This window comes from Pseudomonas sp. NFACC41-3, from assembly GCF_900109505.1.
In the GTDB taxonomy this organism is placed as follows: Bacteria; Pseudomonadota; Gammaproteobacteria; order Pseudomonadales; family Pseudomonadaceae; genus Aquipseudomonas; species Aquipseudomonas chlororaphis.
The window spans coordinates 346150-362619 of the sequence record NZ_FOAE01000002.1 but is presented as its reverse complement, the minus strand read 5'-3'; the positions used below and the strand labels follow the sequence as shown (position 1 = coordinate 362619).

Genomic DNA, 16470 nt, shown 5'->3' with positions numbered 1-16470 from the left:
GCGCCTGCGGTTTCAATCCAGGAACAGCTTGCCGCTGGCTACCAGCGTCGCCTGCCCGCCAATCTTCACCCGCTCCCCTTCCAGCCGACAGAACAACGCCCCTCCGCGCGTCGAGCGTTGATAGGCCGTCAGGCTCGTCTTGTCCAGGCGTTCGGCCCAATACGGAATCAGGGCGCAGTGGGTCGAGCCGGTGACCGGGTCTTCGTTGATGCCAATGGCCGGCGCGAAATAGCGCGAGACAAAATCATGCTGGCTGCCCTGCGCGGTCACGATCGCGCCAGGCCAGGGCAGCTTGGCCAGCGCCGCCATGTCCGGCTGACAGTCGAGCACCGCCTGCTCGGACTCCAGCACCGCGAACAACTCGTTGGCCCCCAGTAATGCCAAGACCCTCGTGCCCAAAACGCGCTCCAGCTGTTCGCGACCATCGATCGCGCGCGGCGCACGAACCGGGAAGTCCAGCCAAAGCTGCGCGCCTTCGCGACTGACGCTCAAGGAGCCTGACTGGCAGATGAAGTCGATACGCGGTCCCGGCTCGCCATACACCTCGAACAGCACATGGGCGCTGGCAAGGGTGGCATGGCCGCACAAGGCGATTTCGGTAGTCGGGGTAAACCAGCGGATACGCCAGCCTTGAGGCTCGCGCACGACAAAAGCGGTCTCCGCCAGGTTGTGCTCGGCGGCGATGTTCTGCATCAACTCATCGGCCGGCCAGGCCGGCAGTCGATAGACCATCGCCGGGTTGCCGCTAAATGGACGATCGCTGAACGCGTCGACCTGATGAAACTCAAGCTGCATAAACATTTCTCCTTGAACATGCCGCGCAAGCATGGGGCTGCCCGTCCTGGCGCCGACAGCCACAGAGAAAGTTATTTTTTGCCATACAGCGCCGATACTTATCGGCGCACTGACGGTCAGTCGCGCCCGATATCGGCGAATGCCGCCTGGGTGTGCTCGGCCAGCACGGCGGCCGAGAGTTCGACCTCAAGCCCACGCCGCCCGGCGCTGACGAAGATGCTGGCAAAGGGTTGCGCACTGTTATCGATAAAGGTGCGCAGGCGCTTTTTCTGGCCCAGGGGGCTGATCCCGCCCAGCAGATAACCGGTCGCTCGCTGCGCGGCGGCCGGGTCGGCCATCTCGGCTTTTTTCACCCCCGCCGCGTGCGCCAGGGCCTTGAGGTCGAGACTTCCGACGACCGGCACCACGGCCACCAGCAATTCGCCCTTTTCACTGCTGGCCAACAGTGTCTTGAACACCTGCGCCGGATCGAGGCCGAGCTTTTCCGCTGCCTCCAGACCATAGGAGGCCGCCTTCGGGTCATGTTCATAACTGTGCACCCGATGTTCGGCGCGAACTTTTTTCAGCAGATCCAGTGCAGGGGTCATGGCAACTCCATAGGCAGGGAAAAGAACACCGGCGATTCTAGGATATCCGCCAGTAAAAGGCTCTATTCCAAGGCCCATACCTCAGTCCCGACGGCCGCCGGCACCAGGCTGGCCGTGCCTTTTGCGCAAAACCCATGCGCTTCCCGCAAGATCATTCACACAACTGATAGTTATAAAATGACCAATGGTTCACTTTCGACCTTTGACAGTAATGTTTCTTGTCTATATTTTTTCGTTTGCGAATATCATGTGGTAGATCCAACAGCCGTACCCAGCAGTAAGCCGCGTCCAGGATGGGGATCCTGCCGACGGTGAAAATCGCGCTCGGCGCCCTTCACGCCAGTGCCAGACAACAACAAAAACCGAGGTTTTCCATGACAACTGCGTTACAACAACCGTCGCTCTCCGGCCAGTGCATGGCCGAGTTCCTGGGTACAGCCTTGTTGATCTTCTTCGGTACCGGCTGCGTCGCCGCGCTCAAGGTCGCGGGCGCCAGCTTTGGCCTGTGGGAAATCAGCGTCATCTGGGGGATCGGCGTGAGCATGGCGATCTACCTCACCGCCGGCGTTTCCGGCGCGCACCTCAACCCCGCGGTCAGTATCGCGCTGTGCATCTTTACCGACTTCGAGAAACGCAAACTGCCGTTCTACATCGTCTCCCAGATCGCCGGCGCCTTCTGCGCGGCGCTGCTGGTCTACACGCTGTACAGCAACCTGTTCTTCGATTACGAACAAGCCCACCAGATGGTCCGCGGCTCCCAGGCCAGCCTTGAACTGGCGTCGGTATTCTCCACCTATCCCAACCCGGCGCTGTCCACCGCCCAGGCGTTCCTGGTCGAAGTGGTGATTACCGCGATCCTGATGGGCGTGATCATGTCCCTGACCGACGACAACAACGGCTTGCCGCGCGGCCCGATGGCGCCGCTGCTGATCGGCCTGCTGATCGCCGTGATCGGCAGCGCCATGGGGCCGCTGACCGGTTTCGCGATGAACCCGGCGCGGGATTTTGGCCCTAAACTGATGACATTCTTCATGGGTTGGGGCGAGGTTTCCTTTACCGGCGGCCGCGATATTCCGTACTTCCTGGTTCCGATCTTCGCGCCGATTATCGGTGCCTGCCTCGGCGCCGTGGCTTACCGTGGGCTGATTGCCCGCCACCTGCCAACCGTCGCCCCTGCTCCAACGGATGCCGAAAAAGCCATTGACGGCAAAGTAAGAACTTCTTGAAACCGGCGGCGCAAGGTCCTGCCCAACCCCGACCTGCGCCTCTTGCCCACTTCCTTATTTTTGTCCAAGGCAATCGACATGACCGACATTCAGAATAAGAACTACATCATTGCCCTCGATCAGGGTACGACCAGCTCGCGCGCGATCATTTTCGATCGCGACGCCAACGTCGTGTGCACCGCCCAACGCGAATTCGTCCAGCATTACCCGCAAGCCGGCTGGGTCGAACATGACCCGATGGAAATCTTCGCCACCCAGAGCGCGGTGATGGTCGAGGCCCTGGCGCAAGCCGGCCTGCACCATGACCAGGTCGCCGCCATCGGCATCACCAACCAGCGTGAAACCACCGTGGTCTGGGACAAGACCACCGGCCGGCCGATCTACAACGCCATCGTCTGGCAGTGCCGCCGCAGCACCGAAATCTGCCAGCAGCTCAAGCGTGACGGCCTGGAAGAGTACATCCGCGACACCACCGGCCTGGTCACCGACCCGTATTTCTCCGGCACCAAACTGAAGTGGATCCTCGACAACGTCGAAGGCAGCCGCGAACGCGCGCGCAACGGCGAACTGCTGTTCGGCACCGTCGACAGCTGGCTGATCTGGAAATTCACCGGCGGCAAGACCCACGTCACCGACTACACCAACGCCTCGCGCACCATGCTCTTCAACATCCACACCCTGGAGTGGGATGCGAAGATGCTGGAGGTGCTGGATATCCCGCGGGAAATGCTGCCGCAAGTGAAGTCCTCCTCGGAAATCTACGGCCGCACCAAAAGCGGCATCGCCATCGGCGGTATCGCCGGCGACCAGCAGGCGGCGCTGTTCGGCCAGATGTGCGTCGAGCCGGGCCAGGCGAAGAACACCTACGGCACTGGCTGCTTCCTGCTGATGAACACCGGCGACAAGGCGGTCAAGTCCAAGCACGGCATGCTCACCACCATCGCCTGCGGCCCTCGCGGCGAAGTGGCTTACGCCCTGGAGGGCGCGGTGTTCAACGGCGGCTCCACCGTGCAGTGGCTGCGGGACGAACTGAAGATCATCAACGACGCCCACGACACCGAATACTTCGCCAGCAAGGTCAAGGACAGCAACGGCGTGTACCTGGTCCCGGCCTTCACCGGCCTGGGCGCTCCGTACTGGGACCCCTACGCCCGTGGCGCGCTGTTCGGCCTGACCCGTGGCGTGCGCGTGGACCACATCATCCGCGCCGCGCTGGAGTCGATCGCCTACCAGACCCGCGACGTCCTCGACGCCATGCAGCAGGACTCCGGCGAACGCCTCAAGGCCCTGCGCGTGGACGGCGGCGCGGTCGCCAACAACTTCCTCATGCAGTTCCAGGCCGACATCCTCGGCACCCAGGTCGAGCGCCCGCAAATGCGCGAAACCACGGCTCTGGGCGCGGCCTACCTGGCCGGCCTGGCCTGCGGCTTCTGGGGCAGCCTGGAAGAGCTGCGCGGCAAGGCGGTGATCGAGCGCGAGTTCGAACCGCAGCTGGCCGAAACCGAGAAGGAAAAACTCTACGCCGGCTGGAAAAAAGCCGTCAGCCGCACCCGCGACTGGGAACCGCACGAAGGCGCTGAATAAGCCAGGTCGCGGATTCGTATCGGGTGGCCGATCGGGTGAAAACGTAGCGAGCGAAGGAAAGCCAAGGCAAAAACAGACGAGGACCGGCTGGGGTCGCACCCGACTTTACGTGTTTGTAAATGAGCAGTCCGAGTCTGTTTTTAACGCAGGATTTCCGAGCGTAGTAGTTTTCACGTGATCGGGTAACTGGTCGGGAGTAGATTCCTGCGGCATCATGGGCAAATTTTGCATGGCAGCCCAAAGGAAGCCCCATGAATCTGCCTCCCCGTCAGCAGCAAATCCTCGAGCTGGTCCGCGAACGCGGCTATGTCAGCATCGAGGAAATGGCCCAGCTGTTCGTCGTTACACCGCAAACCATCCGCCGCGATATCAACCAACTGGCGGAAGTGAACCTGTTGCGTCGCTACCATGGCGGCGCAGCCTACGACTCCAGTGTCGAAAACACCGCCTACGCCATGCGCGCCGATCAGATGCGCGACGAGAAACAACGCATCGGCGAAGCCATCGCCGCGCAGATCCCCGATCACGCCTCGCTGTTCATCAATATTGGTACCACCACCGAATCCATTGCCCGGGCGCTGCTCAATCACAGCCACCTGAAGATCATCACCAACAACCTGCACGTGGCGTCCATGCTCAGCGCCAAGGACGACTTCGACGTGCTGCTGACCGGCGGCAATGTGCGTCGCGATGGCGGTGTGGTCGGCCAGGCCAGCGTCGACTTCATCAACCAGTTCAAGGTCGACTTCGCCCTGGTCGGCATCAGCGGTATCGACGAAGACGGCAGCCTGCTGGACTTCGACTACCAGGAAGTGCGGGTATCCCAGGCGATCATCGCCAATGCCCGGCAGGTGATCCTGGCCGCCGACTCCAGCAAGTTCGGGCGCAATGCCATGATCCGCCTCGGCCCCATCAGCCTGATCGACTGCCTGGTCACCGACCAGCAGCCGGTTCCAGCGCTGACCCAGTTGCTGCAGCAACACAAGATTCGCCTGGAAGTCGTCTGACCCCCTCCCCGTGTAGCCGCTGCCGCAGGCTGCGATAAGGCCGAAGGCCTTCAGCGAACTGGAGATCCTGCGCCCCCTTCGGGCGCGATCGCAGCCTTCGGCAGCGGCTACAGTTCGCTCCTCCGCAAGCCGCGGACACCTTGCGTCCGACAATGTTCGTAAATTTTCCTTTCCCCGCCTTTCGATGAGTTTTTTCAATCGAATCCCGCTGGCTGTCGGCGTGTTTCTGCGCTAGTATTTTCGCAAATGAACATTAATGTTCGATTTCAAATACCAGAAGAACACGAGGCCAGTCGATGCCCACTTCCACCTTGCCCGCGCCCCCTCTCGCCGAGATTTATGACATTGCCGTGATCGGCGGTGGGATCAATGGTGTCGGCATCGCCGCCGATGCCGCCGGGCGCGGCCTGTCCGTGTTCCTTTGCGAAAAAGACGATCTGGCCAGCCACACTTCCTCGGCCAGCAGCAAGCTGATCCACGGCGGCCTGCGCTACCTCGAACATTACGAATTCCGTCTGGTGCGCGAAGCCCTGGCCGAACGCGAAGTGCTGCTGGCCAAGGCCCCGCATATCGTCAAGCCCATGCGTTTCGTCCTGCCGCACCGCCCGCACCTGCGTCCGGCGTGGATGATCCGCGCCGGCCTGTTCCTTTATGACCACCTGGGCAAGCGGGAAAAACTCGCCGGTTCCAAGAGCCTCAAATTCGGTGCCGACAGCCCGTTGAAAGCCGAGATCACCAAAGGCTTCGAATACTCCGACTGCTGGGTCGACGACGCCCGCCTGGTGGTGTTGAACGCCATGGCCGCCCGCGAAAAAGGCGCCCATGTGCACACCCAGACCCGCTGCATCAGCGCCCGCCGCAGCAAGGGCATGTGGCACCTGCACCTGGAGCGCGCCGACGGCAGCCTGTTCTCAATTCAAGCCAAGGCCCTGGTGAACGCCGCCGGCCCATGGGTCGCCAAGTTCATCAAGGACGACCTGAAGCTGGATTCGCCTTACGGCATCCGCCTGATCCAGGGCAGCCACCTGATCGTGCCGAAGCTGTACGAAGGCGAACATGCGCACATCCTGCAGAACGAAGACCAGCGCATCGTCTTCACCATTCCGTACCTGAACCACTTCACCCTGATCGGCACCACCGACCGCGAGTACACCGGTGACCCGGCGAAGGTGGCGATTACCGAAGGCGAAACCGACTACATCCTGAAAGTGGTCAACGCCCACTTCAAGAAGCAGCTGAGCCGCCAAGACATCGTGCACACCTACTCCGGCGTGCGCCCGCTGTGCAACGACGAATCCGACAACCCGTCGGCCGTGACCCGCGACTACACCCTGGCGCTGTCCGGCAATGCCGACGAAGCGCCGCTGCTGTCGGTGTTCGGCGGCAAGCTGACCACCTACCGCAAGCTGGCCGAATCGGCCATGGCCCAGCTGACGCCGTTCTTCAAGGGCATCAAGCCGAGCTGGACCGCCCACTCGACCCTGCCCGGCGGCGAAGACATGACCACCCCGCAGGCACTGGCCGAAGCGATTCGCCAGAAGTTCGACTGGGTACCCAGCGAAATCGCCCGCCGCTGGGCCACCAGCTACGGCAGCCGCACCTGGCGCCTGCTGGAAGGCGTACACAACCTGAGCGACCTGGGCGAGCACCTGGGTGGCGGCCTGTACACCCGTGAAGTCGATTACCTGTGCAGCGAAGAATGGGCGGTCAATGCCCAGGACATCCTGTGGCGCCGCAGCAAGCTGGGGCTGTTCACCACCCCGGCAGAACAGGAAAAACTGCAGCACTACCTGCAGAAGGTCGAGCAGAACCGGGCGAAGATCGAAGCGGCCTGATCGCCCCTCCTATAAAGAAGCCCCTGCGCCATACGGCCCGGGGGCTTTTTTCTGGCCGCAGCCTCGCGCCTACAGGGGAATGAGCCCGGCCCTGCTGGGCATTCGGTTTTCCGAACGCGACTTTCGGGTCAATTCGGATAACCGGATAAAGACCGCCGACAATATCCGCCATAAATATTTAATAGCCTTTCAAATCAAGGTCTTGATACGGATCAGCTGGCCTGGCACGACTCATGCTCTACACTCTTCGACGAATGCCTGATGGGCCAACACACATCAGGAGCCGTCAAGGCATTCGCTGTATAAGAGAGCCGTCGAACTGGCTTCATAAAAAAAACAAATGTCGAGGAAATATTGATGCGCATCGTTCCCCATCTGTTGGGCGCAGCCATTGCTGCTGCTCTGATTAGCACTCCAGTGGTCGCCGCCGAACTCACCGGCACCCTGAAGAAAATCAAAGACTCCGGCACCATCACCCTCGGACATCGCGACGCTTCCATTCCGTTCTCCTACATCGCGGATGCATCCGGCGTTCCAGTCGGCTACTCCCACGACATCCAGCTGAAAATCGTCGAAGCCATCAAGAAAGACCTCGACATGCCGGATCTCAAGGTCAAATACAACCTGGTTACCTCGCAGACCCGTATCCCGCTGGTGCAGAACGGCACCGTGGACGTCGAGTGCGGTTCCACCACCAACAACGTCGAGCGTCAGCAGCAGGTCGACTTCTCCGTCGGCATCTTCGAGATCGGTACCCGTCTGCTGTCCAAGAAGGATTCGCCTTACAAGGACTTCGCCGACCTGAAGGGCAAGAACGTCGTGACCACCGCCGGCACCACGTCCGAGCGCATCCTCAAGGCAATGAACGCCGACAAGCAGATGGGCATGAACGTGATCTCGGCCAAGGACCATGGCGAGTCCTTCAACATGCTCGAAGGCGGCCGCGCCGTCGCCTTCATGATGGACGACGCGCTGCTGGCCGGTGAAATGGCCAAGGCCCGCAAACCGACCGACTGGGCCGTGACCGGTACCGCGCAATCCTACGAAATCTACGGCTGCATGGTCCGCAAGGGCGACGCACCGTTCAAGAAGGCCGTGGACGACGCCATCGTCGCCACCTTCAAGTCGGGCGAGATCAACAAGATCTACGACAAATGGTTCCAGTCGCCGATTCCACCAAAAGGCCTGAACCTGATGTTCCCGATGAGCGACGAGCTCAAGGCCCTGATCGCCAACCCGACCGACAAAGCGGCTGACGATAAAAAGTCCTGATTCCTGACTAACCTTGTCTCCTGAAAGGGCGCGGCCCTTTCAGGAGCCTGTCACTACCTGCTGGCTTTTTTTGGAAACACTCGAACCGGTGGTTGTCGAGCCGATCGCGTGTGCCTGGGCGTCATCCAGGCGGGAACGGATTTCCCCAAGCGGGTGCTTGTACATCGATCGATCAGAGGGGAGCCCCTAATGAATTACAACTGGGACTGGAGCGTGTTCTTCAAGTCCACCGGCGTGGGCAGCGAGACCTATCTCGACTGGTACATCGCGGGCCTGGGCTGGACCATCGCCATCGCCGTGGTGGCCTGGATCGTCGCGCTGCTGCTGGGCTCGATCCTGGGCGTCATGCGTACCGTGCCGAACCGCCTGGTGTCGGGCATCGCCACCGTCTACGTGGAGATTTTCCGTAACGTACCGCTGCTGGTTCAGCTGTTCATCTGGTACTTCCTGGTGCCGGACCTGCTGCCGCAAAACCTGCAGGACTGGTACAAGCAGGACCTCAACCCGACCACCTCGGCCTACCTGAGCGTCGTCGTGTGCCTGGGCCTGTTCACCGCCGCCCGTGTCTGCGAACAGGTGCGCACCGGTATCCAGGCGCTGCCACGCGGCCAGGAATCCGCGGCCCGCGCCATGGGCTTCAAGCTGCCGCAGATCTACTGGAACGTGCTGCTGCCCCAGGCCTATCGGATCATCATTCCGCCGCTTACCTCGGAATTCCTCAACGTCTTCAAGAACTCCTCCGTGGCCTCGCTGATCGGCCTGATGGAGTTGCTGGCGCAGACCAAGCAGACCGCCGAGTTCTCGGCCAACCTGTTTGAAGCCTTCACCCTGGCCACGCTGATCTACTTCACCCTGAACATGAGCCTGATGCTGCTGATGCGCATGGTCGAGAAGAAAGTTGCGGTGCCCGGCCTGATCTCCGTGGGGGGCAAATAATGGAATTCGATTTCACTGGCGTCGTCCCGGCCATTCCCGGCCTGTGGAACGGCATGCTGATGACCCTCAAGCTGATGGCCCTGGGCGTCGTCGGCGGGATCGTCCTCGGCACCATCCTGGCGCTGATGCGCTTGTCCCACAGCAAGCTGCTGTCGAACATCGCCGGCGTCTACGTCAACTACTTCCGCTCCATCCCGCTGCTGCTGGTGATCACCTGGTTCTACCTGGCGGTCCCCTTCGTGCTGCGCTGGATCACCGGCGAAGACACCCCGATCGGTGCGTTCGGCTCGTGCATCGTGGCCTTCATGATGTTCGAAGCGGCGTACTTCTGCGAAATCGTCCGCGCCGGCGTGCAGTCGATCCCCAAGGGCCAGATGGGCGCCGCCCAGGCACTGGGCATGAGCTATGGCCAGATGATGCGCCTGATCATCCTGCCCCAGGCGTTCCGCAAGATGACCCCGCTGCTGCTGCAGCAGAGCATCATCCTGTTCCAGGACACCTCGCTGGTGTACACCGTGGGCCTGGTGGACTTCCTCAATGCTTCGCGCTCCAGCGGCGACATCATCGGCCGCTCCAATGAGTTCCTGATCGTTGCCGGTCTGGTGTATTTCACAATCAGCTTTGCCGCCTCGCTGCTGGTCAAGCGTCTGCAAAAAAGGTTTGCCGTATGATCTCTATCAAGAACATCAACAAGTGGTATGGGGACTTCCAGGTGCTGACCGATTGCAGCACCGAGGTCAAGAAAGGCGAAGTGATCGTGGTGTGCGGACCGTCCGGCTCCGGCAAATCCACCCTGATCAAATGCGTCAACGCCCTGGAGCCGTTCCAGAAAGGTGACATCGTGGTCGACGGCACCTCCATCGCCGACCCGAAGACCAACCTGCCGAAACTGCGCTCGCGCGTGGGCATGGTGTTCCAGCACTTCGAGCTGTTCCCGCACCTGACCATCACCGAAAACCTGACCATCGCGCAGATCAAGGTGCTGGGCCGCAGTAAGGAAGAAGCCACCAAGAAAGGCCTGCAATTGCTGGAGCGCGTCGGCTTGTCCGCCCACGCCCACAAGCACCCGGGCCAGTTGTCCGGCGGCCAGCAGCAGCGTGTGGCGATCGCCCGCGCGCTGGCGATGGACCCGATCGTCATGCTGTTCGACGAACCGACTTCCGCCCTCGACCCGGAAATGGTCAACGAAGTGCTGGACGTGATGGTGCAACTGGCTCACGAAGGCATGACCATGATGTGCGTGACCCACGAAATGGGCTTCGCCCGCAAGGTCGCGGACCGGGTGATCTTCATGGACGCCGGCAAAATCATCGAAGACTGCCCGAAAGAGGAATTCTTCGGCGACATCAACGCCCGCTCCGAGCGTGCGCAGCATTTCCTCGAGAAAATCCTGCAGCACTAAAAACGATGCGGCTCGCCCCTGTAGGAGCGAGCTTGCTCGCGATGGTCGTTAACGATAACGCGTGCATCCTGGATAATGCGTTGTCCTTGAGTTCTTCGCGAGCAAGCTCGCTCCTACAGGAAGCGGGCGAGCGCTGGTTGACCCAAGGCATCTGTGATGAAATGCGACCCCACTCTCTATCGCGCCGCGCCGCCATCACTCGCCGTGAAACCCCGTCTGATCCGCCACCTGTTCCTGCCGCCACTGGTCATCGCGCTGATGATCGGCCTGGGCTACATCGGCTTCTGGATCAGCGAGCACTACGGCATCCGCAGCCTCAGCGAGAACGGCGAACGCCAGCTGGAACTGCACGCCCGCGCGGTCGAAAGCGAGATCAGCAAGTACACCTACCTGCCCAGCCTGCTGGAACTCGAATCCAGTGTGTCGCTGCTGCTCAACGAGCCGACGCCGGAGCACCGGCAGACCGTCAACAATTACCTCGAAGGCCTGAACCGGCGCAGCCGCAGTCGGGCCATTTACGTGATGGACACCACCGGCCGCGTGCTGGCCACCAGCAACTGGCGCGACGTCGACAGCTACCTGGGTGAAGACCTGTCGTTCCGGGCCTATTTCCAGAATGCCGTGCGCGGCCAGCCCGGGCGCTTCTACGGCATCGGCAGTACCAACGGCGAGCCCGGCTACTACCTCGCCCACGGCCTGGAAGAACAGGGCAAGATCATCGGCGTGGCGGTGGTCAAGGTGCGCCTGGAGGCCCTGGAAGAACGCTGGCAACGCGCCCGCCTGGAAGGCTTTGTCAGCGACGAGAACGGCATCATCATCCTTTCCAGCGACCCGGCCCGACGCCTCCGCTCGGTACGCCCGCTGAGCGACGACACCAAGGAGCGCCTGGCGCGCAGCCTGCAGTATTACTGGTTCACCCTCAACGAGCTGGAGCCGCTGGCCCGCGAACGCCTGGCCGAAGGCGTGGAGAAGCTGACCTTCCCGGCCAACACCGAGCTGGTGTCCGACGACAAGGAAATCAGCTACCTGTCCCAGACCCGGCCCCTGAGCGATACGCCCTGGAACTTCACCCTGCTGACCCCGCTCAAGGACCTGCGCCGCGAAGCCATCAACCAGGGCATCCTGGTGGCTGTGGCCTTCGCCCTGGTGGCTTTCCTGCTGATTGCCTGGAACGAGCGGCGCAAGGTCATCGCCACCCGCCTCGCCGCCCGCGAAGCCCTGCAGGAAGCCAACAACCAGCTGGAACGGCGGATCGCCGAACGCACCAGCGACCTGCGCGCCAGCAACGAACGGCTCAAGGGCCAGATCCGCGAGCGCCGCCAGGCCGAGGAAACCCTGCGCCGCGCCCAGGACGAACTGGTCCAGGCCGGCAAGCTCGCCGCCATCGGCCAGATGTCCACCAGCATCGCCCATGAACTGAACCAGCCGCTGGCCGCCCTGCGCACCCTGTCCGGCAACACCGTGCGTTTCCTCGAGCGCGGCGCCCTGGATACCGCCAGCACCAACCTCAAGACCATCAACGAACTGATCGACCGCATGGGCCGCATCACCGCCAGCCTGCGTTCCTTCGCCCGTCGTGGCGAGGACCAGGGCGAAGCCAGCCTCGGCAAGGCCGTGGACGCTGCCCTGCAGTTGCTCAATGCGCGCCTGGAAAACCTGCCGCTGCAATTGCACCGCGACTTCAACGAGGTCCAGGTCAAGATCGACCAGACCCGCCTGGAGCAGATCCTGGTCAACCTGATCGGCAACGCCCTGGACGCCATGCAGGCCCAGCCGCGGCCGGAGCTGTGGCTGGAAGGCGAAAGCGTCGAAGGCAAATACCGCCTGCGGGTCCGCGACAACGGCCACGGCATCGACGCCGAGGCGCGCAAGCATCTGTTCGAACCCTTCTTCACCACCAAACCCGGCGAACAGGGCCTGGGCCTCGGCCTGACCCTGTCCGCCAGCCTGGCCGCCGCCACGGGTGGCAACCTGGGCGTCGAGCACCCGGCCGACGGCGGTACCGCCTTCGTCCTCAGCCTGCCCCTGGTCAGCCCTACACAAGCCGAGCCGCTATGAACAACGACCTTACCGTCCTGATCGTCGAAGACGACCCCCATGTCCTGCTCGGCTGCCAGCAGGCCCTGGCCCTGGAAGACATTCCCTGTGTCGGCGTCGGCAGCGCCGAAGAAGCCCTGGAGCGGGTCGGCGACAACTTCGCCGGGATCGTCATCAGCGATATCCGCCTGCCGGGCATCGACGGCCTGGAGCTGCTGACCCGCCTCAAGGCCCGTGACCGCAGCCTGCCGGTGGTGCTGATCACCGGCCACGGCGATATCTCCATGGCCGTCGGCGCGATGCAGAAAGGCGCCTATGACTTCATGGAAAAGCCCTTCTCCCCCGAGCGTCTGGTGGATGTCGCCCGCCGCGCCCTGGAGCAGCGCGGGCTGGCCCGGGAAGTGTCGTCGCTGCGCCGCCAGCTGGCCGAGCGCGACTCCCTCGAAGGACGGATCATCGGCCGTTCGCCGGCCATGCAGCACCTGCGGGAGCTGATCGCCAACGTCGCCGACACCTCGGCCAACGTGCTGATCGAAGGCGAGACCGGTACCGGCAAGGAACTGGTCGCCCGCTGCCTGCATGACTTCAGCCGCCGCCACACCCACCAGTTCGTCGCCCTCAACTGCGGCGGCCTGCCGGAAAACCTGTTCGAAAGCGAGATCTTCGGCCACGAGGCCAACGCCTTCACCGGCGCCGGCAAGCGACGCATCGGCAAGATCGAGCACGCCCACGAAGGCACGCTATTCCTCGACGAAGTGGAAAGCATGCCGATGAACCTGCAGATCAAACTGCTGCGGGTATTGCAGGAGCGCACCCTGGAGCGCCTGGGCTCGAACCAGAGCGTGGCGGTGGATTGCCGGGTGATCGCGGCGACCAAGTCCGACCTCGACGAACTGGGGCGCGCCAACCAGTTCCGCAGCGACCTGTATTACCGCCTGAACGTGGTGACCCTGGAGCTGCCGCCGCTGCGCGAACGGCGCGAGGACATCCTGCAGCTGTTCGAACACTTCCTGCAGCAGTCGTCCCTGCGCTTCGACCGCGCCGCGCCGGAGCTGGACAACCAGACCCTGTCGAACCTGATGAGCCACGACTGGCCGGGCAACGTGCGCGAGTTGCGCAACGTCGCCGAACGTTTTGCCCTGGGCCTGCCGGCGTTCAAGAAATCCAGCGGCAACGCCGCGCAGGGCCTGGGCTTTGCCGAGGCGGTCGAGGCCTTCGAGCGCAACCTACTCAACGACGCCCTGCAACGCAGCGGCGGCAACCTGACCCAGGCCAGCCAGGAACTGGGCATGGCCAAGACCACGCTGTTCGACAAGGTCAAGAAATACGGCCTGAGCCACTAACCAACGCCTGCGAGAAGTACCGTGGATTTATTGCTCAAAGCCTGCCTGGGCGCCGCCGTGGTGGTGATTCTCGCCGCCCTGGCCAAGACCCGGAATTACTACATCGCCGGCCTGGTGCCGCTGTTCCCGACCTTCGCCCTGATCGCCCACTACATCGTCGGCAAGGGTCGTTCCATCGACGACCTGAAGACCACAATCGTGTTCGGCATGTGGTCGATCATTCCCTACTTCGTGTACCTGGCGACCCTCTACGTGATGGTCGACCGCCTGCGCCTGGAAGCCTCCCTGGCGGTGGCCGCGGTGGCCTGGCTGATGGCCGCCACTGTGCTGGTCAGCGTCTGGGTGCGCGTCCACGCCTGACTCCCCTCGCGCTTCTGTAGCCGCTGCCGCAGGCTCGGGCCGCGTTCGGACGATAAGGCCGAAGGCCTTCAGCGATCTCAAGACCTCTGCGGGAGCGATCGCAGCCTCGCGGGCTCGGCAGCGGCTACAGGTGCCGTTCAGCGCCCTGGCCCGCCCCTTGCATTTACCCTGTAAAGCCCGCTCTGCCTGCGTCCGCGACCTGTGACGCCGGCTTTTCCGAGGGGCGCTGCCATGGGTAAATCCTGCTTTGAACATTCTCGATCTCGACCACAGCCTGACCGCCCAGGAGCCTGTCCAGCGCCGGCTGCGCAGCGGCCAGGCGCGACGCCTGGACCTGCTGGACCTGGGCCCGAAACTGCGGCTCTGGTCCACCGAACGCACCTACCGTCACTTCACCGAGCGCCTGCGGCAAAGGCCCGCCCACAGCGGCCCGCAGCCGGAAATCTTCTTTGTCGGCTCCGGTGACTATCACCACCTGACCCCGGCCTTCCTCGCCGACCTGCAACAGCCGGTCAGCCTGATCCACTTCGACAACCACCCCGACTGGGTGCGCTTCGCGCCGCGCCGGCACTGCGGTTCCTGGGTCAACCGAGCGCTGCAGCTGCCGCACATCCAGCGCATTGTCACCCTCGGGCCGTGCAGCGACGACCTGCACAACCCGCAGCTGCGCGGCGGCAACCTCGGCGCGCTGCGCCACGGCAAGCTGCAGCTGTTTCCCTGGGAGCATGCGCCCTCCAAGGTCTGGGGCCGGGTCGGTGACGGCGCCGGGCACCAGCAGCAGGAAAACCACCTGCACTGGCTCAACCTGGCCGGGCTCGACTGGCCAGCCTTCCTCGACCAGTTGATCGCCAGCCTGCCGACCCAGGCGATCTGGATCACCATCGACAAGGACGTGCTGGCCAGTGCCGACGCCGCGACCAACTGGGACCAGGGCGGCATGCGCCTGAGCCACCTGCTGCAGGCCCTGCGCAGCCTGGCGGCGGGCAAGCGCATCCTCGGTATCGACATCTGCGGCGAGTTCGCCGCGCCGGCCTTCAGCAACGCCTTCAAGCGCTGGGAAGCACGCTCCGACCAACCGCCGGCCGAACGCTGGAGCGCGGCCGACCTGCTGCGCAATTCGACCACCAACGAAGCCCTGATGGCGTTGTTCGAGGAGCTGTTCCCGTGACCCCGACCGTTGTCTTGCTGGTGGCCTTTTCCATCGTCCTCGACGTGATTGGCCAGCTCTGTTTCAAGCTCGGCCTGGACCGCCTGCCGGAGCTGGAAGGCGGTTTTCGCCTGAATGCCTTCTGGGGCCAGGTGTTCAACGCGCCGCTGTTGTGGTGCGGCATCGGCGCCTATGTGATCGAGTTTTTCGTCTGGCTCGAAGCCCTGTCCCGCGCACCGCTGAGCCTGCTGTTCCCGGCGGCGGCCCTGGCCTATTGCGGCGTGGTCCTGGCCGGCAAGCTGATTCTCGGCGAGCACGTCAGCCGCCGGCGCTGGCTGGGCACCCTGGTCATCACCCTCGGTGTGATGCTGGTGTGCGTCGCCAGCAGCTGAGCCCCCTCAACGCTTCACAAGGAAAGATTTCATGACTGCACAGACTCACGGCTGGCTCCACGGGCGCCTCGGCACCCTGGTGCTCTGGGCCCTGCTGATCGGCTTCGAAAGCGCCGGCCAGATCGCCACCAAGGTCGGCGGCGACCAACTGGGCCAGATGGATTTCAACCTGCAATGGCTGGCCGCGGTGGCGGTCAACCCGGGGGTGCTGCTGGCGATTGCCTGCTACATCGGCGCGTTCTTCGTGTGGATGCTGATCCTGCGGCGCAGCAGCCTGTCCCTGGCCTTCCCCCTGAGTTCGCTGGTGTTCGTGGTGGTGTTGCTCGGCTCCTGGCTGGGCCTGGGCGAGCAGATCAGCCTGCTGCACTGGGTCGGCGTGCTGGTGATTGTCGGTGGGATCGCCCTGCTGGCCGAGGGCGAGGAGGCCTAGGATATGGGGGCGCATAACGCCCCTGTAGCCGCTGCCGAGCCCGCGAGGCTGCGATAAGGCCCGCAGGGCCTTGGTTCCCAATCTCCCGCAGAACCTTTCGCGATCTTCAGAACGCCA

Annotated in this window: 16 protein-coding genes; 14 read left to right on the top strand and 2 right to left on the bottom strand. The window is 63.1% G+C overall.

Translation table 11 applies throughout. The features are described from left to right. Positions 1 to 12: 12 nt before the first annotated feature. Together BMY68_RS11015 and ybaK are read right to left on the bottom strand one after the other, a co-directional pair. Positions 13 to 795, bottom strand: coding sequence for a PhzF family phenazine biosynthesis protein (locus tag BMY68_RS11015; protein ID WP_085532181.1), 783 nt, complete (start codon positions 793 to 795; stop codon positions 13 to 15). Positions 796 to 911: 116 nt separating this feature from the next. Beyond that, positions 912 to 1382 carry a Cys-tRNA(Pro) deacylase gene (gene ybaK / locus BMY68_RS11010; RefSeq protein WP_062824779.1) on the bottom strand — a complete coding sequence of 157 codons (471 nt, stop codon included), beginning with the start codon at positions 1380 to 1382 and terminating at the stop codon, positions 912 to 914. 374 nt (positions 1383 to 1756) lie between these two features. Here ybaK and BMY68_RS11005 point away from each other — a divergent pair, with 374 nt between their 5' ends. The 14 genes from BMY68_RS11005 (at position 1757) to BMY68_RS10940 (ending at position 16353) form a co-directional block, all read left to right on the top strand. Further along, on the top strand, positions 1757 to 2608 hold the full coding sequence (locus BMY68_RS11005; protein WP_009045374.1) for an MIP/aquaporin family protein: 852 nt from the start codon (positions 1757 to 1759) through the stop codon (positions 2606 to 2608). A 78-nt stretch (positions 2609 to 2686) separates the two neighbouring features. Continuing rightward, positions 2687 to 4192, top strand: coding sequence for a glycerol kinase GlpK (gene glpK / locus BMY68_RS11000; protein ID WP_009045375.1), 1506 nt, complete (start codon positions 2687 to 2689; stop codon positions 4190 to 4192). A gap of 251 nt (positions 4193 to 4443) precedes the next feature. Further along, the gene (locus BMY68_RS10995; RefSeq protein ID WP_007922413.1) at positions 4444 to 5199 is read left to right on the top strand and encodes a DeoR/GlpR family transcriptional regulator; all 756 of its coding nucleotides are present in this window, start codon (positions 4444 to 4446) and stop codon (positions 5197 to 5199) included. A 296-nt stretch (positions 5200 to 5495) separates the two neighbouring features. Continuing rightward, complete coding sequence (gene glpD, locus BMY68_RS10990; protein ID WP_009045376.1) at positions 5496 to 7034, top strand: glycerol-3-phosphate dehydrogenase; 1539 nt, start codon at positions 5496 to 5498, stop codon at positions 7032 to 7034. A gap of 357 nt (positions 7035 to 7391) precedes the next feature. Further along, a complete protein-coding gene (locus BMY68_RS10985; RefSeq protein WP_009045377.1) occupies positions 7392 to 8306 on the top strand; it encodes a glutamate/aspartate ABC transporter substrate-binding protein in 915 nt (304 codons plus the stop codon). 189 nt (positions 8307 to 8495) lie between these two features. Then, on the top strand, positions 8496 to 9242 hold the full coding sequence (locus tag BMY68_RS10980) for an amino acid ABC transporter permease (RefSeq protein ID WP_009045378.1): 747 nt from the start codon (positions 8496 to 8498) through the stop codon (positions 9240 to 9242). Beyond that, positions 9242 to 9913, top strand: a complete 672-nt coding sequence (locus BMY68_RS10975) for an amino acid ABC transporter permease (RefSeq protein WP_007927139.1) — start codon at positions 9242 to 9244, stop codon at positions 9911 to 9913. Before BMY68_RS10980 ends, BMY68_RS10975 begins: the two co-directional genes overlap by 1 nt. Further along, complete coding sequence (locus tag BMY68_RS10970; protein WP_007927141.1) at positions 9910 to 10644, top strand: amino acid ABC transporter ATP-binding protein; 735 nt, start codon at positions 9910 to 9912, stop codon at positions 10642 to 10644. The genes BMY68_RS10975 and BMY68_RS10970 overlap by 4 nt, the downstream gene beginning before the upstream one ends. A gap of 156 nt (positions 10645 to 10800) precedes the next feature. Next, positions 10801 to 12702, top strand: coding sequence for a two-component sensor histidine kinase AauS (locus BMY68_RS10965; protein WP_085532183.1), 1902 nt, complete (start codon positions 10801 to 10803; stop codon positions 12700 to 12702). Next, positions 12699 to 14024 carry a two-component response regulator AauR gene (locus BMY68_RS10960; RefSeq protein ID WP_007927143.1) on the top strand — a complete coding sequence of 442 codons (1326 nt, stop codon included), beginning with the start codon at positions 12699 to 12701 and terminating at the stop codon, positions 14022 to 14024. Before BMY68_RS10965 ends, BMY68_RS10960 begins: the two co-directional genes overlap by 4 nt. 30 nt (positions 14025 to 14054) lie before the next feature. Beyond that, on the top strand, positions 14055 to 14384 hold the full coding sequence (locus BMY68_RS10955; RefSeq protein WP_162096444.1) for a GlpM family protein: 330 nt from the start codon (positions 14055 to 14057) through the stop codon (positions 14382 to 14384). Between the two features lie 247 nt (positions 14385 to 14631). Beyond that, on the top strand, positions 14632 to 15552 hold the full coding sequence (locus tag BMY68_RS10950; RefSeq protein ID WP_009045381.1) for an arginase family protein: 921 nt from the start codon (positions 14632 to 14634) through the stop codon (positions 15550 to 15552). Further along, positions 15549 to 15923: a DMT family transporter gene (locus tag BMY68_RS10945; RefSeq protein WP_085532185.1), complete on the top strand. Its 375-nt coding sequence runs from the start codon at positions 15549 to 15551 to the stop codon at positions 15921 to 15923. Before BMY68_RS10950 ends, BMY68_RS10945 begins: the two co-directional genes overlap by 4 nt. A 31-nt stretch (positions 15924 to 15954) precedes the next feature. Further along, positions 15955 to 16353: a DMT family transporter gene (locus tag BMY68_RS10940; RefSeq protein ID WP_007927148.1), complete on the top strand. Its 399-nt coding sequence runs from the start codon at positions 15955 to 15957 to the stop codon at positions 16351 to 16353. The last annotated feature ends 117 nt before the right edge of the window (positions 16354 to 16470 follow it).